Raw genomic sequence first — 23,262 nt, 5'->3', positions numbered from 1 at the left:
GGGAGTGTCGCGCGGCTCGCGACTAGGGGGTCGCGGCCTTCCACGCCGTGAACTTCAGGGTCTGGGCGCCGTTGGTCGCGGATCCGGACTCGTAGGCGACGATGCCCACCGCTCCCGGGACCTGCAGGCCGGCCGCCGAGTTCGTCGCCGAGACCGTCCACGCCGTCGGCTCGGCCTGGCCGGTGAGCCAGACCTTGGCCCGGACGGTCGTCGGCGCGGTGCCGGTGACCTGCAGGCGGGCGCTGAGCCCGGTACCGGCGGCGAGAGTGCCGGGCACCGTCACCGGCGCGGCGATCGTCGTCCCGGCGCCGACCAGCGAGACGGTCGCCGCACCGCCGGCCTTGAGCGCGATCGTGGCGCGGTAGTCGGTCGACGAGTCGATCCGGCGGCCCTGCAGCGTGACCTGGGTGCCTCCGCCCGTGGCGACCTTGTCGAGTGAGAACTGCGTGGTCAGGTCGACGTTCGTCTGCGCCACGGAGCCGAGGTAGACGCCCATCTGCTGGCCGGGTCCGGTGAGCAGGATCGAGCCCGCTCCGCCGCCGACGGACAGGTTGGAGTTGGTTCCGGCGCGCGTCCAGTCGCCACCGACGTCAGCCGTGCCCCAGCCGGCGGTGAGCGTCCGGGCGAACGTGTCCTGGGCGATCGGCTGGGTGCCGCCGCCGGTCGGCGCAGTCACCGCGATGCTCTTCGAGGTGGTGCCTGTGGCGCCCTGGTTGTCGGTGACCTTGAGGGTGACCGTGTAGGTGCCGGCGGCGGTGTACGTGTGCGACGCCGTGGAGCCGGTCGCGGTGCCGCCGTCGCCGAAGGTCCAGGCGAAGGATGCGATCGATCCGTCGGGGTCGGACGACCCGGTCCCGTTGACCGAGGTTGTCAGAGCCGACGAGGTGCTCGTGAACGACGCCGTCGGCGAGACGTTGGCCGGGGTTCCGCCGGCCCCGGTCTTGGCGGCCGCGTACTGCGCCGAGACCTGCGCGCCCGTCAACGCGCTCGGATACACCGAGACGTCGTCGATGGAGCCTGTGAAGAACTGCGACCCCGACCACGTCGAGTCGCCGCCCACCCGCCAGAAGCCGTCATACGACTGAGCGGTGCCGATGCCGGTCTTCGTGCCGACGAGGGCGCCGTCGACGTAGAGCGCCATGCTCCCCGAGCCGAAGGTGCCGACGGCCTGATGCCACGCGCCGTCGGTGACGGTCCCGCCCGTCGAGATGGTCCGGCTGCTCCCGTCGTAGACGCCGAAGGTCAGCTGGCCCGACGAGTTCACGGAGAGCTGCCGGTCGTAGTTGAGCGACGTGCCGACGTTGAGGTCGCCGAACCCCACGATCCTGCCTGACTTGGTCGTCTTGAACCAGGCTTCGAGCGAGAACGTCTGCGGCGCGGCCACCTTGGCCTGAGTCGCCGAGTAGCCGGTGGAGCTGCCGTCGAACGTGGCCGCGGTGTCGCCGTCGATCGTCGCGCCGGCGGTGCCCTTCGTCACGCCGGACTGAGCCACCTGGTCGGAGTAGCCGATGAAGTCGCGGACCTTCGCGCCCGACTCGTCGAAGCGCCAGTAGTTCGAAGCGCCGTCCGAGACCACACGGGCCTGGTACCCCGTGGGCGAGCTCGACGCGACGGTCACGGAGACGCTGTCGCCGAGGACCGTGTTGCCGAAGGGGTCGGTGGCGCGCAGGCGATAGCTGTGCGTCGAGCCGGCGGCGAGGCCGTTGTCGGTGAAGCCCATCTGCGGCTTCGACCACGTCGTCGAGTACTGCGTCGTCGTGAAGACCGGGGTGGCTCCGCCGTCGCGGTGGAGGCTGTAGGTCAGCGTGCCGTTGTCGCGGTCGGAGTTCGCGAGCCACGAGGCCTTGACCTTGCCGGGCGCCGTCGAGATGAGGTTCGGCGTGAAGCTCGATCCGGTGGCCAGCGGGCCGGCCTTGTTCGGAGCGATGGACGGAACTGCGAAACGCACGAGCCCCTGCTGGGCGACGCCGTTGACCGTGGGGAACTCACCGCCGTAGAGCACGTACCTGCTGTTCGCCGCGACGCTCCAGGCCGCCTGCGTCTGGCCCGTGAACGAGCCGGCGACGAGGTCGGGGTTCCAGTTCAGGAGCGACGGGGCGGGCTTGCCGGCGAAGTTGGCGTAGCCGCCGATCGGGTTGGCAGCGAGGGTCTGCGTGGCGGCCTTGCTGAAGGCGGTGCCGCGGTGGAAGACCCACGTCGACGAGGGGTTGTTCTGCGGGAAGCCGCCGAGGTCGCCGCAGAAGTGCTCGTGGCTGGCCACGTACACGGCATTGTCGGTCGGAGCGACCGAGTAGGTGTCGCCGTGGCAGTCCTCGAGCCAGATGAGGTTGCCGTTCCAGTCGGTGCGGAAGGCTCCCTCGACGTTGCCGCCGGCTCCGAAGACGTAGCCGCTGCCGTACACGCCGTCGGCGTCGGACGTGATGCTGGTGATGCCGGACTGGGCGCCGCCGTCGCGGACGACCGAGTTGACGGCCCAGGGCAGGAGGGAGCCGCTGACGGCGTCGACGGCGCCGAGGCCGTAGCCGGGGTTGCTGGAGCCGTTGAGCGTCGTGAACGCGCCGCCGACGACGACCTTGCCGCCGTCGGGCGAGACGGCGAGCCCGGTGACCTGGCCGCCGGATGCCGACGGCGCCCACGACTTCACGGCACCGGTCGTGGCGTCCACGGCGGCGAGGTCGGAGCGGGTCTGGCCGCCGACGGCGGTGAAGCCGCCGCCGAGGTAGAGGGTGTTGCCCGAGAGCGCGAGCGCGTTCACCGTGTAGGCGGCGTTCGGGTTGAACGCCGTGACGACGGCCCCGGTCGTGGCGTCGAGCTTGGCGATGCGGTTGCGCGTCACGCCGTTGATGCTGGTGAACGATCCGCCCACATAGACGTACTTGCCGTCGGCGGAGGCGATGACCGACTTGACCTGGCCGTTGGCGGAGGGCGCGAAGCCGGTGCCCAGGACCCCGGTCGTGATGTCGTACGACAGCAGGTAGTTCCTGCTCACCGTGTTGACTCCCGCCGCGGAGCCGGCGGGTCGGGCGTTCGTGAAGTTGCCGCCGACGAAGACCGTGCTGCCCGAGATGACCTGCGTCCAGACGACGCCGTTGATCTGAGGCGTCGCGAGCACGTCGGCGGTGACGGTGGTCGGCGTCGTCGGATCGGTCGGCGACACCGGTGCCGAGTCGGCGAGGGCCGGTGACGCCACGGCGAGGCCGGCGAAGACGAGAGCGGCGGTCGCGATGACGGCGGACGCGGGGGCAGGACGAAGCAGACGGCGCATGGGTGGCCTCGGGTGTGATCGAGTGGTGTGGTGCCTGTGCGGTGGTGCTGGCGGGTTTCGGGCCCCGGACGCTGTGCTCAGCGTTCGTCGTGACACGCTCCTCAGTGAGCGTGGTCTGGTGGTTGCCGCGATCCCAGGCTCTGAACCGCGTCGAGCGCGACCCTTAGCCGAAGAAATCTCAGGAATTCACGTCCGCTGCGGCGTAGTGAGCGGCGACGCGATCGGCGGAGAGCGTCGAGGAGTACACCGACACGTCGCGGATGCTCCCGACGAAGAACCGCGGCCCCGGCCATGCCGAGTCTCCGCCGACCCGCCAGTAGCCCCACGCCTTCGACATGGCGAACGTGCCGCTCTTGCCGGTCACCTGCGTGCCGTCGACGTAGAGGCGCATCGACGTCGTCGACACGGTGACCACCGCCTGGTGCCACTTGCCGTCGGCGTACGACTTCGAGGTCGCGACGGCGACGCGGCCCGGGTTGCGGACGCCGAACGTCAGCGTGCCGTTGGACTGCAGCACCAGGCTGCGGTCGACGACGCTCGACAGGAACGTCGCGTTGTTGCCGAAGTCCACGATCGTGCCGGAGCCGCCCTTGGCGGCCTTGAACCAGGCCTCGATGGTCAGCGACTTCATGGCGGGAGTCGATTCGTCGCGCGAGTGCCCGTAGCTCGAACCGGTGCCGATGATCGGGGGAGTCGCCGTCTCGACGGAGCGCCCGCTGGACGAGACCGCCGACACGACCAGCGGAGACCTGCTCGTCGAGTCGGTCGCCTGTGCGGTCGCGCCCTCGCCGAGGCGCCAGAAATCGACCGGGGCGTCTTGCAAGACCGCCCCCTCGTACCCGGTCGTCGTCGCGCTCGCCACCGTCACGCTGATCGCGTCGCCGAGCACGCTGTTGCCGAACGGATCGGTCGCCCGGACGCGGTACGAGTACGTCTGCCCGGCGGTGACCCCGGTGTCGACGAACTGCAGCGAGGGCCGGTAGTAGAAGGTCGAGTTCGACGTCATCGACGTGACCGGGTGGTCGTAGTCGCTGTCGCGGTAGAGCGTGTACGTGAGAGTCGAGTTGTCGGGGTCGGAGTTGCTGGGCCAGCTGACGGTGACCTGGCCGGCGCGCGACGAGACCGCGGAGGGCACGAACGTCGCCCCCGACGCCTGGGGGCCTGCGGAGTTCGATGCGAGCGATGACACCGCGAACCGGGCCAGGCCCTCCTGGGCGACGCCGTTGACGGTCGGGAACTCTCCGCCGTAGACGACGTACTTCGAGTTGCCGGTCACGCTCCAGGCCGCCTGGCTCTGACCGGTGTAGGTGCCGATCGACATGGTCGGGAACCAGTCGAGCAGCGTCGGGGCGGGCTTGCCCGAGAAGTCGGCGTAGTTCTTCGAGCCGTTGTTCGTGAGCTTCTGCGTCGCGGCCATCGTGAAGGCCAGGGCGGGGTAGTGCATGGTCGGAGTGCTCTCGCGGAACCCGCCGAGATTGCCGCAGTAGTGCGCGTGGCCTGCCGTGTAGACGATGCTCCCGACGATCACCGACGAGTAGGTGTCGCCGTGGCAGTCCTCGAGCCAGACGAGGTTGCCGTTCCAGTCGGCGCGGAAGGCGCCCTCGAGGTTCCCGCCGACGCCGTACACGTAGCCGCTTCCGACCACTCCCGCCGACGACGAGCTCAAGCTGGTGATGGCGGCGTTCAGGCCGCCGTCCTGCACGAGCTTGCTCACCGGCCACGGCATCGACTTGCCGGTGGAGCGCGAGACGGCCGACATGCCGTAGCCGCTGTAGGAGCTCTTGATGCTGCGTCCGTAGCCGTTCGTCGACGTGAACTTGCCGCCGAGCACGACCTTCTTGCCGTCGGGCGAGATCGCGATCGACGTGACCTGGCCGCCGGCCAGCTTCGGCGCCCATGACGACGGCGACCCCGACTTCGGGCTCACCGCGGCGATCTGCGTGCGGACCTTGCCCTTGATCTTCGCGAACGAGCCGCCGAGGTAGAGGTAGCTGCCGCGCAGCACGATCGAGCGGACGGTCCCGCTCGCCGCCGGGTCGAACCCGCCGACGAGGTTTCCGGTGGTGCCGCCGATCTCGGCGACGCGGCTCCGCTTCGCCGTGCCGATCTTCGTGAAGTCGCCGCCGATGTAGAGGTGCTTCTTGTCGGCCGTTGCCGCGATGGCCAGGACCTGGCCGTTGACCTTGGGCGCGAACGCCGGAAGCAGCACGCCGGTGCGCACGTCGTAGGCCAGCATGTTCGAGCGCGCGACCTCGTTCACGCCCGCGGGTGATCCGGAGGGGCGGGCCTTGGTGAAGGAGCCGCCGACGTACACGGTGTTGCCCACGATCAGCTGCGTCCAGACGACGCCGTTGATCTGCGGCGCTGTCAGAGAGTCCGCGGTGACGGTGGCGGGGGTCGTGGAGCTCGGGGTGGTGGGAGCGGAGTCCGCATGCGCGGCACCCGCAGAGAGGAGGCTGCCGGCGACGAGCGCTACGGCGGCCACGACTGCGGGCAATCTCCTGTTTCGGGACAGGAAAGACAAGTGTGCCTCAGAGATGTGTATTCGGTTGACTCGTTCGCCCCGCCGGGCACGCCTGGGTAAGGGGCGGTCCGTCGGGAAGCGGGTCGAAGCGAGGGCGGCTCGGGTAGCCGTTTCTGCGACAGTACTTCGCTTTCGGGCGGAATGCGACCCTCGAACAGGGGTGATCTGTCCCCCGGAGGTGGGTCGAAGGGCGGACAGGGCCCGGAGCTAGAAGTCGAGCAGGTTCGAGCGCAGCCCGCCTCCGCCCAACTCGCGCCGCAGGATCCCGCGCTGCCGCAGCTCCGGAACGAGCGCATCGAGGGTCCGGTGCACCGTCGCCGGGTGAAGGTCGCCGTTGAAGATGAAGCCGTCGTTGTCGGCGTCGTCTCCGAGCTCCTCGATGAAGTCGGCGATCTCGCCGACCGTCCCGACGAAGCCCGTGCCGTCGCTGATGCGTCCCTTGCGGTACTTCGCGGTGAACAGCTCGCGCAGCGGAGTCGCCGGATCTGCGTTGCCCACGAGCCCGCCGATGCTGCCCTTCGACACGTGCTGCCCGAACACGGCCAGGTCGAGCGGCCTGTCGAGGTCGAGGCCGGTCAGGTCGGTCTCGGTGATGATCGACTGCCGCTCGATCACCTCGTGCAGGTCGGAGTCGCTCGGGTGCGCGCTCGCCGCGACCAGTCGATCGGCTTCCTCCGTCGAGGCGACGATCTCGGGCGTCAGCACGAAGAGAATTCGCAGAGACGCAGGAACTCGCCCCTGCGCCCGCGCGGCCTCATGGATCCGGGCCCGGTAGGCCCGAACCGTCTCCACGTCGAGCCGTGCGAGTGCGAGTTGCACGTCGCTGTTGCGCCCGGCGAACTCCAGCCCGCGCCCCGAGCCGCCGGGCGACACGATGACAGGGTCGCCATCGGCCTTGCCGCCCTCGTTCCCGTCGAAGGGCGGGGCGTTGAGCGGGCCGTCGAGCGAGAAGTACTCGCCGCGGTGCTCGAACGCGTCGAGCTTCGCGCCGTCGGCGTAGCGCCACGTCTCGGTGTCCTCCACCACGGCGCCGTCGGCCCAGCTGTGCCAGAGGCGGCGCACGACATGCATCCACTCCTCGGCGCGGTCGTACGAGGCGTCGTGGTCGAGCTCGGGGATGCCGAAGTGGCGGCTGCCCTTGACGTCGGTGACGACGTTGATGCCGACGCGGTAGTCGCTCAGGTGCTGTAGGGTCGCGAAGCTGCGGGCGGCGAGGTACGGCGGGAGCACCCCGGCGTTCACCGTGGGGGCCACGCCGAGGTGCTCCGTCGCTGCGAACAGCCACGGTGTCAGCTGCAGCGGGTCGAGCTTCGGGGCGCCGAGCGCCCCGCGCACGCGGAGGTCGAGCTGCTCCTTCGGGCCGGGGGAGAGGCTGTCCTCGATGATCAGCAGGTCGAGGCCGGCGCGCTCGAGCTCCGTGGCCGACTGCTGATAGAGCCCCGGGCGGTCCCACCGCAGGTTCCAGTGCCAGTCCGGCCGGAGCCATCCCTGCGGCCCGAAGCCGCGGCCGAAGAACCATCCGAAATGCTGGAGACGTGCCATGCCGTCAGTCTGCCCGTCGCGCCTCCGAGAGCGACGGGCGACGCGTAGCGCGGCGAAACACTTCTGCGGTTCTCGGGGGGAGTGCCTAGGCTGAGCGGGTGACCGATCAGCCCACCGTGTACGTGATCCACGAGAACCCCGAGTGGTTCCCGCCGCTGGCCCGAGCCTTCGAGCTCGAGGGAGTCCCCGTCGAGCAGCTGCTGCTCACCGACGGCGCCATCGACCTCACCGTCGAGCCCGCCCCCGGCATCTACTGGTCGCGCATGTCGGCCAGCGCCCACACGCGCGGCAACGAGTTCTCGAAGGAGTACACGCGGGCCACCCTGTCGTGGCTCGAGGCCGCCGGTCGCCGCGTCGTCAACGGGCGGAAGGTCATCGACATCGAGGTCAGCAAGGTGCAGCAGCACCTCGCCCTCCAGCGTCTCGGCTTCGATGTGCCGAAGACCAAGGCCGTGTTCGGCACCCGCGACCTCGCGGCCACCGCCGAGTCGTTCGCCACCCCCTTCATCTCGAAGCACAACCAGGGCGGCAAGGGCCTGGGCGTGCGGCGCTGGGACGACCAGGCCGAGTTCGCCGCCTGGGTCGAGTCCGACGACTTCGAGTCGTCTCCCGATGGCATCACTCTCATTCAGGAACTCCTGGTCGGCGCCGAGTCCTTCGTCACGAGGGCTGAATTCGTCGACTCGCAGTTCGTCTACGCCGTCCGCGTCGACACCTCCGGCGGCACCTTCGAGTTCTGCCCCGCCGACGCGTGCGCGCTGCCCGGACAGGCGCCGCTCTTCGCGCTGCGGGAGAGGACCGCCGGCGGCGAGCCGATCGCCGAGCACCCGCTGGTCCGGCGGCTTCCCGAGTTCCTGCGCGATCAGGGCATCGAGATCGCCGGCATCGAGTTCATCGAGACGACCGACGGCCGCACGGTGGTCTACGACGTCAACACGAACACGAACTACAACCCGGAGGTCGAGGCCGCGGCGACGCTGTCCGGGCCGCGCGAGATCGCACGCTTCCTCGGGCGCGAGCTGGCGGCCGCCTACCCGGAGACGGCCCCCGTCGAGGTCCTCGCGTGAGGTTCGGCTTCTGGACCCCGATCTTCGGCGGCTGGCTCCGCAACGTCGACGACGAGCAGATGCCAGTCACCTTCGACTACGTCAAGAAGGTCGTGCAGACGGCTGAGCGAGTCGGGTTCGACCTGACACTCATCCCCGAGCTCAACCTCAACGACATCAAGGGCGTCGCCGCCCCCTCGCTCGAGGCGTGGGCGCTGACGGCGTCGATCGCCGCCGTGACCGAGAAGCTCGAGCTGATGGTCGCGGTGCGCCCTGGCTACCATCTGCCGGCCGTCACCGCCAAGCAGGCGGCGACCATCGACGAGGTGTCGAACGGCCGCTTCACGCTGAACGTCGTCTCGGCGTGGTGGGCCGAGGAGGCCCGGCAGTACGGCGGCATCTTCTCGGAGCACGACGATCGCTACGCTCGCACGTCGGAGTTCGTCTCGATCCTCAAGGGCCTGTGGAACGAGACGCCCTTCGACTTCCACGGCGACTACTACGACCTCGAGCGCTCCCACCTCGAGCCGAAGCCCCACGTTCAGCCGCGTATCTACGCCGGTGGCGAGAGCCCGGCCGGCAAGGCCGCGATCGTCGGGTTCGCCGACGCCTACCTGACGCACGGCGGAACCGTCGACGAGCTCCGCGCCAAGGTCGACGACATGAAGGCCAAGCGCGCCGAGGCCGGCGCGACGCCGTTCGAGGCGTTCGGCATGGCTGCGTACGCGATCGTCCGCGACACGGAGGCGGAGGCGGAGCAGGAGCTCGCGCGCATCACCGACGTGAGTCACGGCGCCGCGTACGAGTCGTACCAGGACTTCGTCGCCCAGTCGCACCTCGAGCACGAGCCCGACCTGCGCGACTACTCGGTGTCGAATCGCGGACTCCGCCCGGGCTTCATCGGCACGCCGCGTCAGGTCGCCGACCGGATCCTCGAGTTCGAGGCCGCCGGCGTCGACACGCTGCTGCTGCAGTTCTCGCCCCAGGTCGAGGAGATGGAGCGGTTCGCCCGCGACGTCATCCCGCTGGTGCGTGCGGAGTCGCCGTCGGCACGAGAGGCCTCCGTCTCCCGGTAGGTTGGACGTATGACGTCCGTGGGGAGCCCGACTGTGGTCCACACTCGTGCGCCAGGCAAGATCAACGTCTACCTGCGCGTCGGCGACCTGCAAGACGACGGCTATCACGAGCTGGCGACGGCCTATCAGGCCGTCTCGCTGTACGAAGACGTGCGCGCCGCCGAGGCCGACGCCTTCACGGTGCGGTTCACGTCGGTGCACGCCGGCATCGACCTGTCAGGCGTGCCGGTCGACGACACCAACCTGGCGATCCGCGCGGCCAAGCTGCTGGCGAAGGCGACCGGCCATCGCGGCGGCGTCGAGCTCGTCATCGACAAGAACGTCCCCGTCGCCGGAGGCATGGGCGGGGGGTCCGCCGACGCGGCCGCGACGCTGCTCGCCTGCGACACCCTGTGGGGCACGGGGCTTTCGCGCGACGAGCTCCTCCGTCTCGGCGCCCAGCTCGGGGCCGACGTTCCCTTCGCCCTGATGGGTGGCACTGCCATCGGAACCGGGCGCGGCGACGAGCTCAGCCCGGCGCTGGCGCAGGGCAGCTTCCAGTGGGTGCTCGCCCTGGCCGACTTCGGCCTCTCGACGCCCGCCGTCTACCGCGAGCTCGACGAGCACCGCAACCGACACCGCGCCGACATCAGCCCGGTCGTTCGTACGCCGCGGGTGGAGTCGGGCGTGCTCCAGGCCCTCCGCGCCGGCGACCCCGCGCTTCTGGCCGACGTCCTGCACAACGACCTCCAGGCGCCCGCGTTGCACCTCGAGCCCGGTCTCGCCGACGTGCTCGAGCTCGGCGAGCAGAACGGCGCCCTCGCCGGCGTCGTCTCGGGGTCGGGGCCGACCGTCGCCTTCCTGGCGCCCGACCTCGACGGGGCCCTCGAGCTGCAGATCGCGCTCAGCGCCTCCGGGCTCGACGTCGTGCGGGCGACAGGGCCGGTGCACGGCGCGCGGGTCGTGGCCGACTAGCTCGGCTCGGCGTCCCACAGCCGCGGGCGGCACGAACACCCGCGATCGGCACCGACACCCGCGATCAGCCGAGCTGGTACCGCACGATGTTGACGTAGGTCAGGTGCCACTGCTTCTCGACGCGGAACCCTTCATCGGCCAGCGCCTGCGTCACGGCCGGCCGGATGTCGCGCTTGTCGCTGGTGACGAGCCACACGTACTCGTGGCCGTCGACCCGCTCGATCGTGTCGGCGAGCGCGAACCGGTCTTCCCAGAGCTTGCCGGTCTCGGCGGCGGGCTTCTTCAGGGTGACGTCGGTGAGGCCGGCGAACGCGTCGGGGTAGGTGTACGCGATGTTGCGCGCCGACGCGGCCGCATGGCGTCGCAGGTGGCCGTAGATGATGGCGTCGTCGCCGCCCGAGGGCTCGAGCGACCGCTCATGCGCGATGAGGTCGGCCACCTCGGCCCATGACGAGTTGTCTTTCGCCTCGGGCTGGCGCTGGCTCACGTAGCTCGGGGCGGTCAGGGCGATCAGCACGACGAGGCCGGCCGCGATGAAGCGGCGGCGGCTGAGAGCCGTGAGCCCGACGGCGATCAGGATCGCGACGGCCGGAGCGCCGAACGTCACGTAACGCGGCGAGTACACCGGGTTCGAGACCATCGAAACGGCGATGAGCCCCACCGTCGGCACAGCCATCCACGGCACGACGACCTGGAGCACGTTGGGCGCGTTATGACGCGCACCCCGGCGCAGCACCGACACGACTCCGACCACGACGAGCGCCCAGGCGACGGCGGTGAGCTGCCAGTTGGCCATGAACCACTGCCAGCCGAGCACGTTCGGGAAGACGTTCCAGCCGGGCCGCAGGATCCAGTTGATCTGGCGCGACTGCGAGCTGGCGAGGTGAGCGAGAGGGATCAGCGCGAGCGCCGCGGTCGCCGAGGCGATCACCCAGCCGCCGAGGGCCTGGCGCCACGGTGTCTCCCGGTCGTGCAGACGGCTGCGGAGAGCCCAGAGCGCGAGGGTGAGACCGTGCGCGACGACGACGAGCGCGACGTAAAGGAAGACCATGCCGGCCGCCAGGGCGAGAACGCCGTAGAGCACCCAGAGCCGCTTCGACGGCCGCGGCCTCGTCGTGGCGTGCATCAGCACCAGCGACAGCGCGACGGCGAGCAGGGTCGCGGTCGCGTACGAACGACCTTCGGCGCCCATCCACGTCACGCGGGGGAGCACGGCGAACACGAGGCCCGCGACGAGGCCCGTGCGCTTGTCGGTCAACCGCGCGGCGAGCAGCACCACCAGCGCCGCGGCGAGTCCCGTGGCGACAGCACTCGGAAATCTCAGCGTGAACGGCGTGTAGCCGACGAGGTCGAACCACCCGTGCATCAGCCCGTAGTACGTGGCGTGCACAGCGTCGACCGTCTGCACCTCGGCCCCGAGCTGCTTGTACGAACGCGTCGCCGACACGACCGTGGCCGATTCGTCGAACCACACCGACGGCACCCACGAGAAGGCCACCGAGAGCAGGAACGCGAACGCCCCCGCGATCCCGGCGTCTCCGAACCGGCGCGCTCGCACGTCGCGGTACCACCCAGCAGGACGCAACGACCGGCGTCGTACAGTGGGTGTCGCAGCGGTCCGCGAGTCGAGGAGGTCGGTCATGGTGCGGCTTCCTCCCCTGGTGGGTGCTGGCGGTGACGGCGCGAGCGCTGATGATGGACGTTCGGAGCAGACGAGCCCCTCGGCGGGCGGCCTGCCAGAGGTCGAACGCTACACGCGCACATCACGACTGGCTGAGATCGGTCTCGACGGCCAGCAGCGCATCGGCCGGGCGCGCGTCCTGGTCGTGGGCGCAGGCGGCCTCGGCTCTCCGGTCATCCAGTATCTCGCGATGTCAGGTGTCAGAACTCTGGGAATCGTCGACCACGACGTCGTCGACGTCTCGAACCTGCAGCGGCAGGTGCTGTACCGGCCCGACCAGGTGGGGCTCCCGAAGGCGAGGGCGGCGGCCGACTGGGTGCGTGCCGCGAACGGCTCGGTCGACGTGCGCGTGCACGCGTTCCTGCTCGAGAAGAGAACTGCGAGCATCTTCGACGACTACGACATCGTCGTCGACGGGAGCGACTCGTTCGACACCTGCTACGTCGTCGCCGATGCCGCCGCCGAGCGCGGGCTCCCGGTCGTCTGGGCCAGCGTCTCGCGGTTCGACGGCCAGGTCGGCGTCTTCTGGGACGCCGCCCCCGACGGCCGCGGCGTCGACTACCGCGACCTGCACCCCGAGCCCCCGGCGGACGGGTTCGACGAGTCGTGCTCCGACGTCGGGGTCCTCGGCCCCCTCTGCGGCACTGTGGGGTCTGTGATGGCGTCCGAGGTGCTCAAGCTCGTGACCGGAGCGGGTGAACCGCTGCTGGGCCGGATCGCGACGATCGACGCGCTCACCGGCACCTGGCGCGAGAGCCGCCTCGTGCGCTCGCCCGAGCGACAGGCGATCAGGGCGCAGGAACTCGGCACCCCGCGTCACGCCGCCCCGCAGCCCGAGGCGCAGGTGCGCGTGATCGCTGCCGACGCCCTCGAGTCGCGCCTGGCCGCCCGAGCGGCCGGCACCGACGACTTCGCGCTCGTCGACGTGCGCGAGCGGCAGGAGCACGACGTCGAGGCGATCCCCGGCTCGGTGCTCGCCGCCGGCTTCGGCTCGACCACGCCGGTGCGGCCCGAGCTCGATCCGGCTGTTCCCGTCGTCGTGTACTGCGCGCGCGAGCCGCGCTCGCGCGCCGCCGCCCGGCTCCTCGCTCAGGAGGGGTACGACGTCACGGTGCTCACCCGCGGCATGCTCGGCTGGACCCTGCGGCCGTCCGCCCTCGCCGGTGCCGCCTCGCCCACCGCCGGGACGGGCCGCGTGCCGTTGCCGCTCGGCGACATCGACCCCGACGGGTTCAGGCCCAACCTGCGCGGCTGAGGGGCCGGTGCCGGTCTAGTGTTCGTCTGTTTCAGCCTCCGGCACTGTGTTCGTCTACTTCAGCCTCCGGCACTGTGTTCGTCTACTTCAGCCTCCGGCACTGTGTTCGTCTACTTCAGCCTCCGGCGAAGGGCGGCATGACATCGACGACGGCACCGCCGGGGACGCGCTGCGCCCGATCTCGCGTCGTCGCGCCGTCGACCAGGAACGAGCACCGCGTGAAGATGCGCTCCAGCTCGTCGGGGTCGGTACCGGCCGCGGGCAGGATCGCGTCGACGAGCTCGCCCAGCGTCGGGACCTCCGCCGACACGCACTCGATCTCGTCGAGCCCGGTCGCTCCCTTGGCCGCGGCGAAGAACCGCAGGGTCACCGTCACTGCCACGCTCAGCCGCCGATCGCGCTCATCGAGCGGGCCGGCTGCACGAACGAGGGGTCGTCCAACCCGTGCCCGGCCGGCTTCTGCCACATCGCGCCTCGCCACAGCTCGGCGATCGCCGCGTCGTCGGCGCCGGAGCGCAGCGACTCGCGGAGGTCGGTCTCGGTGTGCGAGAACAGGCAGCTGCGGACGCTGCCCTCGGCCGTGAGCCGCGTGCGGCGGCAGTCGACGCAGAAGGGCTCGGTCACCGAGGCGATGATGCCGACGGTGCCGGTCAGGCCCGAGCCGTCGGTCGCCGTCGCGGTGAAGCGCTCGGCGGGTGCGCCGTCGCGCGGCGCTTCGACGGGGGCGAGGCCGAAGTGCGGTGCCAGCAGCGCGCGGACGTCGGCCGCCGTCACCATGCTGGAGCGGCTCCAGGTGTGGTCGGCGTCGAGGGGCATCTGCTCGATGTAGCGCAGCTCGTGGCCCTGCTCGAGCGCCCAGCGCAGCAGCGCCGGCGCCTCGTGGTCGTTGACGCCCGGCAGCAGGACGGCGTTGATCTTGATGGGGCCGAGGCCTGCGGCGGCAGCGGCGTCGACGCCCTCGAGGACGCGCTCGAGGAACGGCCTCCTCGTCACCTTCATGAACGTCTCGGCGTGGAGCGAGTCGAGCGACACGTTGATCCGGTCGAGACCGGCGGCCGCGAGCGACTCCGCACGCGACGCGAGGCCGATCGCGTTGGTGGTCAGCGAGAGCTCGGGGCGGGGCTCGAGGGCGGCGCACCGGGCGATGATGTCGACGAGGTCGGCGCGGAGCAGCGGCTCGCCGCCGGTGAACCGCACCTGGCGCACACCGAGGTCGCGCACGCCGATCTCGACGAGGCGGACGATCTCGTCGGCGCTGAGCGCCTGCTCGCGATCGAGCCAGGGCAGGCCGTCAGCGGGCATGCAGTAGGTGCAGCGCAGGTTGCAGCGATCGGTCAGGGAGACGCGGAGATCCGTCGCTGTGCGGCCGAAGCGGTCGACGAGGCCGGGAGTCGCGGGGCGGCCGTCGGTCGCGCCGTGCACCCGCCCGGGGAGGGTGGGGATTCCGAGAGAGACGACCATTGGATGAGCCTAAACGAGGCGGGTCGAAGTTCCTGCGCCCTGGGGATCTTTGTCACGAGGTCGTAAGAGACGGCACCCCGTCGACGAGCAACGCCCGGGGACCGCAACGCGAGTTGTTCGCTGCGGGCCGCCGGGCGTTCATTGATCCGGTGTGGTGCTGGTGGAGCGGTCTTACTGGTGATTCCGTGATGCTGGTGGTTCCGTACTGCTGGGATGGTCAGCCGGCTTCGGGTCTCTCGCCGGCAGAGAGGGGTGCGATCTGATCAGTGATTCGCAGTGATGAGTTCGACACCCGCCCCAGAACGGTTTGGTCGCCCGGCTAGTTTTTCTGCGGCGGGGTCTCGACGATGACCGTCGTCGCCTTCACCACGGCTATCGCGACGGAGCCGAGCTCGAGGCCGAGCTCGCGGACGGCCTCGCTGCTCATCAGCGAGACGACGCGGAACGGCCCGCACTGCAGCTCGACCTGAGCCATGACGGTGTCCATGACGATGTTCGTCACCAGGCCCATGAAGCGGTTGCGCGCGGAGCGGCCGATGTCGGAGGTGTCTTCGGGCAGGACGGCGTTCTTCTGAGCGAGCTTCGCCAGCGCGAGGCCGTCGACGACGGTGCGGCCGTTCGGGCCTTTCTCGGCGTCGAGCGTGCCGTTGTCGATCCAGCGGCGGACGGTGTCGTCGCTCACGCCGAGATAGCGGGCGGCCTCGGAGATCCTGATCTGTGGCATGGCCCGACCTTAGCGGCGCTGGAGTCGCGCGGGCAGGAGCAGGTGCCACTCGTCGCGCGCACGATCGCGGATACGGCCCCGCCAGCCCGGGCCGGATCGCCAGATCGCCATCGCCACGATGATGACGAGAGCTGCGCCGAGAGTCCACGCGCGCACGTACGCGTACGGCCAGAACTGCCGGATCGAGATCGCCAGCGCGATGCCGAGCCACTCGAAGCGGCCCGTCATCGCGACGAACGGCACGAGCAGCAGGGCGTACCAGGGGTAGCGCGGGCTCAGCACCAGCAGGAACGCGCCGATCATGACGAGCTGGCCGAGCCACGGGTTGTCGGGGTCGGTCGTGCGCCAGACGATCAGCGCCACCACGAGGAGGATCAGCACGGCCGCGACGGTCGTCGCCTTGCCGTGGACGAAGAGGAACACGAGGGCGAAGCGGGAGCCGTCGTCGACGCCCTCCTCCATGAGGTAGCCGGGCAGGAAGCCGATGACCTTCGGGCCGGTCGAGATGACGTAGGGCACGTAGAGGAGTGCGAAAGCGGCGATCGCGCCGACGACGACGCCGACCGGCCTGCGCCGCAGCAGGGCCGGCGCGGCCACGACGGGGAACAGCTTGACCGCGATCGCCACCCCGAGGACGGCTCCGCCGCGCCATCGCCTGTTGCTCGCGACGAGCGCGGTCGCCCCCAGCCCCGCCACGGCCGCCAGCAGGTCGACGTGCGAGTTGGTCACGGCCTCGGACGCGACCAGGGGGCACCAGGCCCAGAGGGCGGCCCAGCGCGGGTCGAGGCCCCGGCGGCGCAGGAGCGCCAGGAGCAGGACGGTGACGCCGAGGCTCAGGATCAGGCCCGCGAGCTGGAACGGCCAGTACTCCGCGGTCACCGGGACGACGGCCCGGACGGCAGCGAAGTACAGCTCGGCCGCTGCCGGGTAGATGGTGAACACGCGGGGTCGGTTGATCGTCGTGCAGAGGAGGTCGTGCGTGCCCTTCTCGTGCGTCGTGAAGACACGGGTGCCGGTGCACTCCTGCGTCCCGTCGGCGGCCGTCGTCGGGGCGGGGAAGAGCCAGTCGGGCTTGAGGTCGCGCGTCACCGCCGAGTTGGGAGCGTGCGCGAAGGGGGAGATGCCGTGGCCCTGAACGATTCCGTCCCACGCGTAGCGGGCGGAGTCGGTGCTCGTGTTCGGCGGGCCGGCGATCGCCGCACCGCCGATGAGGGCGGCGCCGACGAGGACGACCGCGGTGGCGGCCCGGGCCGGAACGCGTCGAAGGAGGAGGAGGGCCGCGGCGAAGAGCGCCCAGCACGCCAGCGTCCAGACCTGGAAGGTATGGCCGACGCCGGCGACGTAGAAGCCGAGGTGGGTGACGCCCCAGCCGACGGTCGCCGCGAGGACCGCAGAGGCCAGGACGGCGAGGAAGGTGCGCACGGCGACAACTCTGCCCTACCGAGTCCGACCGCGGGTCCGAACTCCTTACGCGACGGTGACGTTTCGAGCAGATCGGCTCGACGAGAGGACCGTTCGTGGTGAGATACAGCATGCGCGAATTGATGTACGGCCTCCGGCGGTCGATGACCTCGCCGAACCGCAACGCGCGGACGGCCGTGGCTGTCGGTCGACTCCTGGGCCTCGCCTTCCTGATCTGCCTGCTGACGGGGCTGTACAGCCACTTCCTGCAAGAGCCGGCGTCGTGGATGCGCTTCCCGACGCGTCCCGTCTCGCTCTACCGCTGGACCCAGGGCATCCACATCACCGCCGGCATCGCCTGCTTCCCCCTGCTCTTCGCCAAGCTCTACGCCGTCTTCCCTCAGTTGTTCCAGTGGCCGCCGATCAAGACGCCCCTGCAGGTGCTCGAGCGCGCGTCGATCGCTCTGTTCGTCGCCGCCTCGCTCGTGCAGATCTTCACCGGCCTGCTCAACACCTTCCAGTACTACCCGTGGCCGTTCCCGTTCAAGCAGGTGCACTACGCGCTCGCCTACGTGATCATCGGCTCGCTGGCCGTTCACATCGGCGTCAAGCTGCCGGTCATCCAGCGCTACTGGCGGGCCCGCGACAGCTACGACGAGAACGGCGACTTCATCCCGCTCGCCGACGACATCGTGCCGCCATCGCGCGGGCACGTCGCCCGCGAGCGCCTCGCCGCCCTCGACTACGACGCCGACGCGCTTCGCGACCCCGATGTCGTGTTCCCGGCCGAGATCTCGAGCGCCGTCGTCGAGTCCCGGCCCCCGCGCGGCTTCGTCGGGCGCATCTTCGACTGGATCGACCGCACCCCGGAGGTCGAGAAGAAGACTTCCCGGCGTGGCTTCATCGCCGCCGTCGGCGGCACGACCGTGGGGCTCGTCGCTCTGACGGGCGGCCAGTCCATCACCGCCCTCGGCCCGATCAACGTCTTCGCGCCCCGCAAGAACGGCATCGGTCCGAACGACCTGCCCGTGAATCGCACCGCAAAGGCGGCGCAGGTGCTCGAGACGGCGACCGACCCGAGCTGGGTGCTCACGCTCATGCGCAACGGCGAGGCCACGACCTTCTCTCTCGACGACCTCGAGGCCATGCCGCAGTCCGCCGAGTCGCTTCCGATCTCCTGCGTCGAGGGCTGGAGTCAGATGGGCCACTGGACGGGCGTCCGCCTCCGCGACCTGGTCGCTGCGGTCGGGGCGACCGAGACCGAGAGCCTGCGCATCACCAGCCTCGAGAAGAAGGGCGGCTACCGCGTGACGCTGATGGGTCGCGAATACGTCAACGACCCCACGACGCTCGTGGCGCTCCAGCTCAACGGCAAGCGGCTCGACATCGACCACGGGTATCCCGCACGCATGATCGCGCCCGGCCGCCCGGGCGTCCTGCAGACCAAATGGCTGAGCTCGATCGAGGTGATCGCATGACCGCCGCACCGTCCGACGGCGTCGAGCTGAGGGTGGGCCGCGGCACCCGCGTCGTGCGCACGGTGCTCATCATCGCCGGAGCCCTGGCGATCCTGCTGGGGGCCTGGGTCATGGTCGACACCGTGAAGCCCAAGAGCATCTGGGGGCTGCTGACCTGGTTGATTGGCGCCGTGATCATCCACGACGGCATCATCTCTCCGGCGGTCGTCGCGATCAGCGTGGTCATGAGGCGAGCCGGGCGCAAGGTCCCGGGCGGAGTCCTCGCGATCATCCAGGCGGGCGTGGTGGTCGGATCGATCTTCACCCTCGTCGTCGTACCGGAGATCATCCGCAAGGCCAAGATCCCGAAGAACCCGACAGTGCTGCCCTTCGACTATGCGCCTCGGCTGGCGCTGCTCTGGGCCGCCATCGCCGTCATCGTCGGGCTGAGCGTCATCGTGTACCTGCGGGTGCGCGCGCGGCGTGCGAGCAAGCTGGCCTGACGTCGCGTCGTGGCGTGGCGCGCGCAACGCCTCGCGCCCCTTCGCGGCGCCCCCCGCCCCGCCACCGGCGGTGAGGGGTCGCTCGTTGTCGGCGAGCACCGCCTCGAGAGCAAGCAGCGACCCCTCACCAGCCCGGGCGGGCCTGGCCCGGGCCGGGCGGGCCCGGGCGGGGCAGGCGCGCCTGCGTCAGCGGCGGGTCGGCGTGAGGCGGCAGAAGACGCGGCCGTCGGCACGCCACACGTCGTCGAGCTCGAGGCCCGCGCGGTGGGCGTGGCGGGTGAGCGCCTCGGAGCCGACCTCGGCCCACGGGAAAGTCGAGCTCGTGCGGCCCTCGTCGTCTCGGACCGACGCGGTGAACACGTCGTCGACGGAGTCGTCGGACTGCGCCTCGACCACGACCGCGCCTCGGCGGTCGAGCAGTTCGGCGCAGCGTGCCAGGAGGGCGGCGGGGTCGCCGCCGATGCCGATGTTGCCGTCGATCAGAAGGGCCGTCTTCCAGTGGCCCTCGCGGGGCAGGCGGTCGAAGACGCTCCGGGCCAGCACGGGAAGCCCCGCGCGGCGTGCGACCTTGACGGCTGCACGCGACACGTCGACGCCGAGGGCGACGAAGCCGAGGTCGACGGCCGCGGCGACCATGCGCCCGGGGCCGCAGCCGATGTCGAGCACGGGCCCGGCCTCGGCGGCCAGCAGTGCGCGGTCGACGGCATCGGCGTCGGCCATCCAGCGGCCGAGGTCGTACGAGTCGATGACGGCGCCGGCGTCGCGCACCAGCTGAAGCCGGCCCTCGCGGCGCAGGGCGTGCGCGTAGGGCTCGGAGCCACCTGCCCCGAAGGTGGCCTCGCGGCCGATCTCGGCGATGCTCACAGGGTGGCTCGACCGTCGGTCGAGGCGTCGGCGAAGGCCAGGGGCGCAGGAACTGCGGTGGTCGCCAGATCGCGGAAGGTGCCTGCGAAGCGGGTGGTGGGCGCCGCCGCGGACACGGCCCGGGCGTCATCGATCGTGTCGACGTCCGTGAGTTCCTGCAGGAAGCCCACTCCGAGACCGGACTCGGCGAGCCGGGCCAGCTGGTGGCGGCCGGTGTCGTCTTGCGACATGGGCACGCCGCGGACGAGGTCGCCGGTCGGCTCGCGCAGGGCGATGCCCCAGAAGCCGCCGTCGTTGGCGGGGCCGAACCACGCGTCGACTTCGTCGGGCCACGGCTCGAACACGGGCGCGAGCATCGACGGGGTGAGCTGCGGGGTGTCCATGCCGACCAGCAGCAGGGGGCCGTCGACGAGGTCGAAGACCGCGGCGAGGCGCTCGTCGAGACCGCCGGAAGCCTGCGGGACGACGTCGAAGCCGTGGGCGTCGGGCGGGGGAGTGACGCCGTCGAAGAGGAGGATGCGTCGGGCCGCCGGCAGCGCGGCCACCGTCTGGAGCGTGTCGGAGAGGCTGGCCGAGGCGAGGACGGCTGCCTCCTCCAGGCTGAGCGGCGGGTGCAGGCGGGTCTTGACGCGGCCTGGCAGGCATTCCTTGGCGATCACGACGACCGTGATGAGTGGTGCCGCGCTCATCGGAGGGCTCCTTCGCGGGACTCGGCACGGACCGGCGCCGTGGCGACGGGGCGCTGCTCGCGCAAGAGCGCAGACATGTCCTGGACGGCCCGGATCGTTCCGCGCAGCGTGCCGGTCACCTTGCTGCGGCCCACGCGCGGCGAGTAGGGGGCGTCGAGCTCCAGAACGGTCAGGCCGGACCCGGTCGCCCGCAGCACCATCTCGAGCGGGTAGCCGCTGCGGCGGTCGCGGAGGTCGAGGGCGAGGAGGTCGTCGCGGCGGGCGGCCCGCATCGGGCCGAGGTCGTGCAGGCGGAGCCCGGAGGCGCGGCGCATGAGCCGGGCGAGGACGAAGTTGGCGAGGCGGGCGTGGACGGGCCAGGCACCGCGCCGGGTCGGGCGCCGACGGCCCAGAGTGAGGTCTGCGGCACCGGTGACGACGGGCGCGACGAGCGCGGGCAGGTCGGCGGGGTCCATGGAGGCGTCGGCGTCGCAGAAGGCGACGTAGGGCGCGGTCGCGGCAGTCAGCCCGGCGTGGGCGGCGGCGCCGAAGCCGCGGCGGGGCTCGTGGACGACGGTGGCGCCGAGTTCCTGCGCCACAGCCGCTGAGCGGTCGGTCGACCCGTTGTCGACGACGATCGCGCGGTAGCCCTCGGGCAGCCGCGACAGCACCCATGGCAGCGCCGCTTCTTCGTCGAGACAGGGCAGGATGACGTCGACCTGGATGGTGCTCATGGGAACTCCGGTTCTTCTCGGCCCCCCAGTGGCGCCGTGGTGGTAGTTCGGAGCCGTCCCGCTTCCGGTGGGAATGGTGGACATTCCCTGACAGTAGGTGTCTCGTCGAGCCGAAGGCCGCCGGAATCATTACAGAACCTGGACATCTGCGGAAATCGGCTTTCCTCTCGGGAAGCGGACGTAAAATATCAGACGTGTCCTTCTCTGCTCCGAGTCCCGTCGCGGCCGTCACCCCTGCTCCGGGCCGGAGTGTGCTCGTCGTCGAAGACGATCCGATCGTCGCGGAGGTCGTCGTCTCGTACCTCCGGTCGCGCGGACACGCTGCCGCCCTTGTCGCCGACGGGTTGTCCGCCGTGGCCCGGGTCCGCGACAACCGGCCCGATCTGATCCTGCTCGACCGCATGCTGCCCGGCGTCGACGGGCTCGAGGTGTGCCGTCGCATCCGCGCGTTCACCGACGTGCCGGTGATCATCCTCACCGCTCTCGGCGAAGAGGCCGACCGCATCGACGGGCTCGAGGCCGGGGCCGACGACTACCTCGTGAAGCCGTTCTCGCCACGCGAGCTGATGCTCCGGGTCGATGCCGTGCTGCGCCGCACGACTGCGCCCTTCGAGCCTCAGGCCGTGGTCGTGGAGGGCGTCTTCCGGCTCGACGTGTCGCAGCGCGAGATCTCGGTCGAGGGGCGGCGGCTCGTGCTCACCGTGCGGGAGTTCGACCTGCTGGCGTTCTTGATCCGACATCCCGACCAGGTGTTCCGCCGCGAGGAGCTGCTCAAGGCGGTGTGGGAGTGGGAGGTCGGCGACCTGTCCACCGTCACCGTCCACGTGCGGCGCCTGCGCGAGAAGGTCGAGGCCGACCCTGCTGCACCCGTGCACCTGCTTACTGTGTGGGGCGTCGGCTACCGATTCGTGCCCGACGCGGCGGTCGCGGCGTGACCGCTCTCGACTTCGTCCACCTCGCCGCCTGGGCTCTGGGCGCCGCCCTCGTCGTCGGCATCGTCGCGCTCCTCGTGCTGCGGCTGCTCCGACGCGTCTCGCTCGTGGCGCAGATCGCGATCGTCGCGGTGGCCGCCATCGGATCCCTCGTCGGCGGCATGGTCGTAGCCGCCGACCAGATGTACCTCTCGGCGCATGATTTCCACCTCTTCCTGTGGGTGGCGGCCGTGGCGGGCGTCGTCTCGGTGGGGCTGGCCCTGGTGCTCGGGTTCACGCTGGTCCGCAACAGCCGCGAGCTGATCGCGCAGGCGAAGCGAGTCGGGTCCGGCTCGGTCGACTCCCTCGAGCCGGCGTCCGCCCCGGTAGCCAACGAGTTCGCGGCCCTCGCTCGCGAGCTCGCCGCCTCCGACTCCCGACTCCGCGAGTCGCGCGATCGCGAGGCCCGCGCCGAGTCCGCGCGGCGCGAGCTCGTCGCGTGGATCTCGCACGACCTCCGCACCCCGCTCGCCGGGCTCCGCGCCATGGCCGAGGCCCTCCAGGACGGAATCGTCGCCGACCCGGCGCGATACCACCAGCAGATGCTCGCCCAGGTCGACAAGCTGGGCGGCATGGTCGACGACCTCTTCCAGCTGTCGACCATCCACGCCGGCGCTCTCAAGCTCACGGTGCAGAAGGTGCGGACGAGCGAGCTGCTCGACGACATCGTGACCGAGCTCGAACCCGTGTCCAGCGCGCGCGGCGTCGTGCTCGTGGCGCGCGACGTCGCCGACGTCACCCTCGACGCCGACCCCGACGAGCTCACCCGGGCGATGGCCAACCTGATCATGAACAGCGTGCGGCTATCGCCCGTCGGCGCTGAGATCGAGCTGGCGGTCGCGGTCGACGGCGACGACGTCGTGCTGTCGGTCAGCGACGCCGCCGGCGGCATCAACGAGGCCGACCTCGGGCGGGTCTTCGAGCCCGGCTGGCAGGCCGGCAAGGCTCGGACGCCCGGGGCCTCCGGCGGTGCCGGGCTCGGCCTCGCGATCGTCGAGGGAATCATCACCGCGCATCGCGGTCGTGTGCGGGTGCAGAACACGGGCGCCGGCTGTCGCTTCGACCTCATCGTGCCGCAGCGGGTCGTCGGCTAGCTCGCTGCTGTGGGGCAACTCGTCGGCAGCGTCGGCGGCCGA

The 23,262-nt window shown here is 70.8% G+C and carries 19 protein-coding genes; 8 read left to right on the top strand and 11 right to left on the bottom strand.

The genetic code is table 11. The features are described 5' to 3' along the window. Nucleotides 1-22: 22 nt before the first annotated feature. The 3 genes from EDF46_RS11030 to EDF46_RS11020 form a co-directional block, all read right to left on the bottom strand. The gene (locus EDF46_RS11030; protein WP_123506313.1) at nucleotides 23-3,265 is read right to left on the bottom strand and encodes a LamG-like jellyroll fold domain-containing protein; all 3,243 of its coding nucleotides are present in this window, start codon (nucleotides 3,263-3,265) and stop codon (nucleotides 23-25) included. Between the two features lie 178 nt (nucleotides 3,266-3,443). Next, on the bottom strand, nucleotides 3,444-5,750 hold the full coding sequence (locus tag EDF46_RS11025; RefSeq protein WP_123506312.1) for a LamG-like jellyroll fold domain-containing protein: 2,307 nt from the start codon (nucleotides 5,748-5,750) through the stop codon (nucleotides 3,444-3,446). 246 nt (nucleotides 5,751-5,996) lie between these two features. Further along, nucleotides 5,997-7,331, bottom strand: a complete 1,335-nt coding sequence (locus tag EDF46_RS11020) for an LLM class flavin-dependent oxidoreductase (RefSeq protein ID WP_123506311.1) — start codon at nucleotides 7,329-7,331, stop codon at nucleotides 5,997-5,999. A 98-nt stretch (nucleotides 7,332-7,429) separates the two neighbouring features. On the opposite strand from EDF46_RS11020, the gene EDF46_RS11015 reads away from it, so the two are divergent. The 3 genes from EDF46_RS11015 to EDF46_RS11005 are packed head-to-tail and all read left to right on the top strand — an operon-like array spanning nucleotide 7,430 to nucleotide 10,407. Next, nucleotides 7,430-8,398: a RimK family alpha-L-glutamate ligase gene (locus EDF46_RS11015; protein ID WP_123506310.1), complete on the top strand. Its 969-nt coding sequence runs from the start codon at nucleotides 7,430-7,432 to the stop codon at nucleotides 8,396-8,398. Beyond that, entirely contained in the window at nucleotides 8,395-9,453 is a 1,059-nt protein-coding gene (locus tag EDF46_RS11010; RefSeq protein WP_123506309.1) for an LLM class flavin-dependent oxidoreductase, read from the top strand. The genes EDF46_RS11015 and EDF46_RS11010 overlap by 4 nt, the downstream gene beginning before the upstream one ends. 9 nt (nucleotides 9,454-9,462) lie before the next feature. After that, the gene (locus EDF46_RS11005) at nucleotides 9,463-10,407 is read left to right on the top strand and encodes a 4-(cytidine 5'-diphospho)-2-C-methyl-D-erythritol kinase (protein WP_123506308.1); all 945 of its coding nucleotides are present in this window, start codon (nucleotides 9,463-9,465) and stop codon (nucleotides 10,405-10,407) included. Between the two features lie 64 nt (nucleotides 10,408-10,471). Here the strand turns inward: EDF46_RS11005 and EDF46_RS11000 are convergent, their stop codons facing one another. Further along, entirely contained in the window at nucleotides 10,472-12,049 is a 1,578-nt protein-coding gene (locus EDF46_RS11000; protein WP_123506307.1) for a glycosyltransferase family 39 protein, read from the bottom strand. Here EDF46_RS11000 and EDF46_RS10995 point away from each other — a divergent pair. Continuing rightward, nucleotides 12,048-13,343: a ThiF family adenylyltransferase gene (locus tag EDF46_RS10995; protein ID WP_123506306.1), complete on the top strand. Its 1,296-nt coding sequence runs from the start codon at nucleotides 12,048-12,050 to the stop codon at nucleotides 13,341-13,343. The two genes, EDF46_RS11000 and EDF46_RS10995, sit on opposite strands and share 2 nt — an antisense overlap. 115 nt (nucleotides 13,344-13,458) lie before the next feature. On the opposite strand, the gene EDF46_RS10990 is transcribed toward EDF46_RS10995, so the two are convergent. From EDF46_RS10990 to EDF46_RS10975, 4 genes are all read right to left on the bottom strand, one after another. Continuing rightward, nucleotides 13,459-13,725: a MoaD/ThiS family protein gene (locus EDF46_RS10990; RefSeq protein ID WP_123506305.1), complete on the bottom strand. Its 267-nt coding sequence runs from the start codon at nucleotides 13,723-13,725 to the stop codon at nucleotides 13,459-13,461. A gap of 2 nt (nucleotides 13,726-13,727) precedes the next feature. Continuing rightward, nucleotides 13,728-14,804: a GTP 3',8-cyclase MoaA gene (moaA, locus tag EDF46_RS10985; protein WP_123506304.1), complete on the bottom strand. Its 1,077-nt coding sequence runs from the start codon at nucleotides 14,802-14,804 to the stop codon at nucleotides 13,728-13,730. A gap of 319 nt (nucleotides 14,805-15,123) precedes the next feature. Beyond that, a complete protein-coding gene (locus tag EDF46_RS10980; protein WP_123506303.1) occupies nucleotides 15,124-15,528 on the bottom strand; it encodes a molybdopterin-binding protein in 405 nt (134 codons plus the stop codon). Nucleotides 15,529-15,537: 9 nt separating this feature from the next. Continuing rightward, entirely contained in the window at nucleotides 15,538-16,950 is a 1,413-nt protein-coding gene (locus EDF46_RS10975; RefSeq protein ID WP_123506302.1) for a glycosyltransferase family 87 protein, read from the bottom strand. 110 nt (nucleotides 16,951-17,060) lie between these two features. Between EDF46_RS10975 and EDF46_RS10970 the strand changes: the two genes are divergently transcribed. Continuing rightward, nucleotides 17,061-18,407 (top strand): molybdopterin-dependent oxidoreductase, encoded by a 1,347-nt coding sequence (locus EDF46_RS10970; protein WP_123506301.1) that lies wholly within the window; start codon nucleotides 17,061-17,063, stop codon nucleotides 18,405-18,407. Beyond that, nucleotides 18,404-18,889, top strand: a complete 486-nt coding sequence (locus EDF46_RS10965; RefSeq protein WP_123506300.1) for a hypothetical protein — start codon at nucleotides 18,404-18,406, stop codon at nucleotides 18,887-18,889. The genes EDF46_RS10970 and EDF46_RS10965 overlap by 4 nt, the downstream gene beginning before the upstream one ends. A 186-nt stretch (nucleotides 18,890-19,075) precedes the next feature. On the opposite strand, the gene EDF46_RS10960 is transcribed toward EDF46_RS10965, so the two are convergent. The 3 genes from EDF46_RS10960 to EDF46_RS10950 are packed head-to-tail and all read right to left on the bottom strand — an operon-like array spanning nucleotide 19,076 to nucleotide 21,155. Next, nucleotides 19,076-19,753, bottom strand: a complete 678-nt coding sequence (locus EDF46_RS10960) for a bifunctional 2-polyprenyl-6-hydroxyphenol methylase/3-demethylubiquinol 3-O-methyltransferase UbiG (RefSeq protein WP_123506299.1) — start codon at nucleotides 19,751-19,753, stop codon at nucleotides 19,076-19,078. Further along, nucleotides 19,750-20,442, bottom strand: a complete 693-nt coding sequence (locus EDF46_RS10955; protein ID WP_123506298.1) for a DUF2064 domain-containing protein — start codon at nucleotides 20,440-20,442, stop codon at nucleotides 19,750-19,752. The genes EDF46_RS10960 and EDF46_RS10955 overlap by 4 nt, the downstream gene beginning before the upstream one ends. Beyond that, the gene (locus tag EDF46_RS10950) at nucleotides 20,439-21,155 is read right to left on the bottom strand and encodes a glycosyltransferase family 2 protein (RefSeq protein WP_123506297.1); all 717 of its coding nucleotides are present in this window, start codon (nucleotides 21,153-21,155) and stop codon (nucleotides 20,439-20,441) included. Before EDF46_RS10950 ends, EDF46_RS10955 begins: the two co-directional genes overlap by 4 nt. 194 nt (nucleotides 21,156-21,349) lie before the next feature. On the opposite strand from EDF46_RS10950, the gene EDF46_RS10945 reads away from it, so the two are divergent. Together EDF46_RS10945 and EDF46_RS10940 are read left to right on the top strand one after the other, a co-directional pair. Continuing rightward, nucleotides 21,350-22,090, top strand: a complete 741-nt coding sequence (locus EDF46_RS10945) for a response regulator transcription factor (RefSeq protein WP_123506296.1) — start codon at nucleotides 21,350-21,352, stop codon at nucleotides 22,088-22,090. After that, on the top strand, nucleotides 22,087-23,220 hold the full coding sequence (locus EDF46_RS10940; protein ID WP_123506295.1) for a sensor histidine kinase KdpD: 1,134 nt from the start codon (nucleotides 22,087-22,089) through the stop codon (nucleotides 23,218-23,220). Before EDF46_RS10945 ends, EDF46_RS10940 begins: the two co-directional genes overlap by 4 nt. The last annotated feature ends 42 nt before the right edge of the window (nucleotides 23,221-23,262 follow it).

The organism is Frondihabitans sp. PhB188, from assembly GCF_003752365.1.
GTDB lineage: Bacteria > Actinomycetota > Actinomycetes > Actinomycetales > Microbacteriaceae > Frondihabitans.
The sequence above is the reverse complement of the archived record's forward strand: the minus strand, read 5'-3'. Positions and strand labels throughout refer to the sequence as shown.

Bases quoted from the DNA above. Each gene is read 5' to 3' on its own strand.
- EDF46_RS11030 (WP_123506313.1), bottom strand. From the start codon at position 3,265: ATGCGCCGTCTGCTTCGTCCTGCCCCCGCGTCCGCCGTCATCGCGACC.
- EDF46_RS11020 (WP_123506311.1), bottom strand. From the start codon at position 7,331: ATGGCACGTCTCCAGCATTTCGGATGGTTCTTCGGCCGCGGCTTCGGG.
- EDF46_RS11005 (WP_123506308.1), top strand. From the start codon at position 9,463: ATGACGTCCGTGGGGAGCCCGACTGTGGTCCACACTCGTGCGCCAGGC.
- EDF46_RS10995 (WP_123506306.1), top strand. From the start codon at position 12,048: ATGGTGCGGCTTCCTCCCCTGGTGGGTGCTGGCGGTGACGGCGCGAGC.
- EDF46_RS11000 (WP_123506307.1), bottom strand. From the start codon at position 12,049: ATGACCGACCTCCTCGACTCGCGGACCGCTGCGACACCCACTGTACGA.
- moaA (WP_123506304.1), bottom strand. From the start codon at position 14,804: ATGGTCGTCTCTCTCGGAATCCCCACCCTCCCCGGGCGGGTGCACGGC.
- EDF46_RS10980 (WP_123506303.1), bottom strand. From the start codon at position 15,528: ATGCCACAGATCAGGATCTCCGAGGCCGCCCGCTATCTCGGCGTGAGC.
- EDF46_RS10970 (WP_123506301.1), top strand. From the start codon at position 17,061: ATGCGCGAATTGATGTACGGCCTCCGGCGGTCGATGACCTCGCCGAAC.
- EDF46_RS10965 (WP_123506300.1), top strand. From the start codon at position 18,404: ATGACCGCCGCACCGTCCGACGGCGTCGAGCTGAGGGTGGGCCGCGGC.
- EDF46_RS10955 (WP_123506298.1), bottom strand. From the start codon at position 20,442: ATGAGCGCGGCACCACTCATCACGGTCGTCGTGATCGCCAAGGAATGC.
- EDF46_RS10950 (WP_123506297.1), bottom strand. From the start codon at position 21,155: ATGAGCACCATCCAGGTCGACGTCATCCTGCCCTGTCTCGACGAAGAA.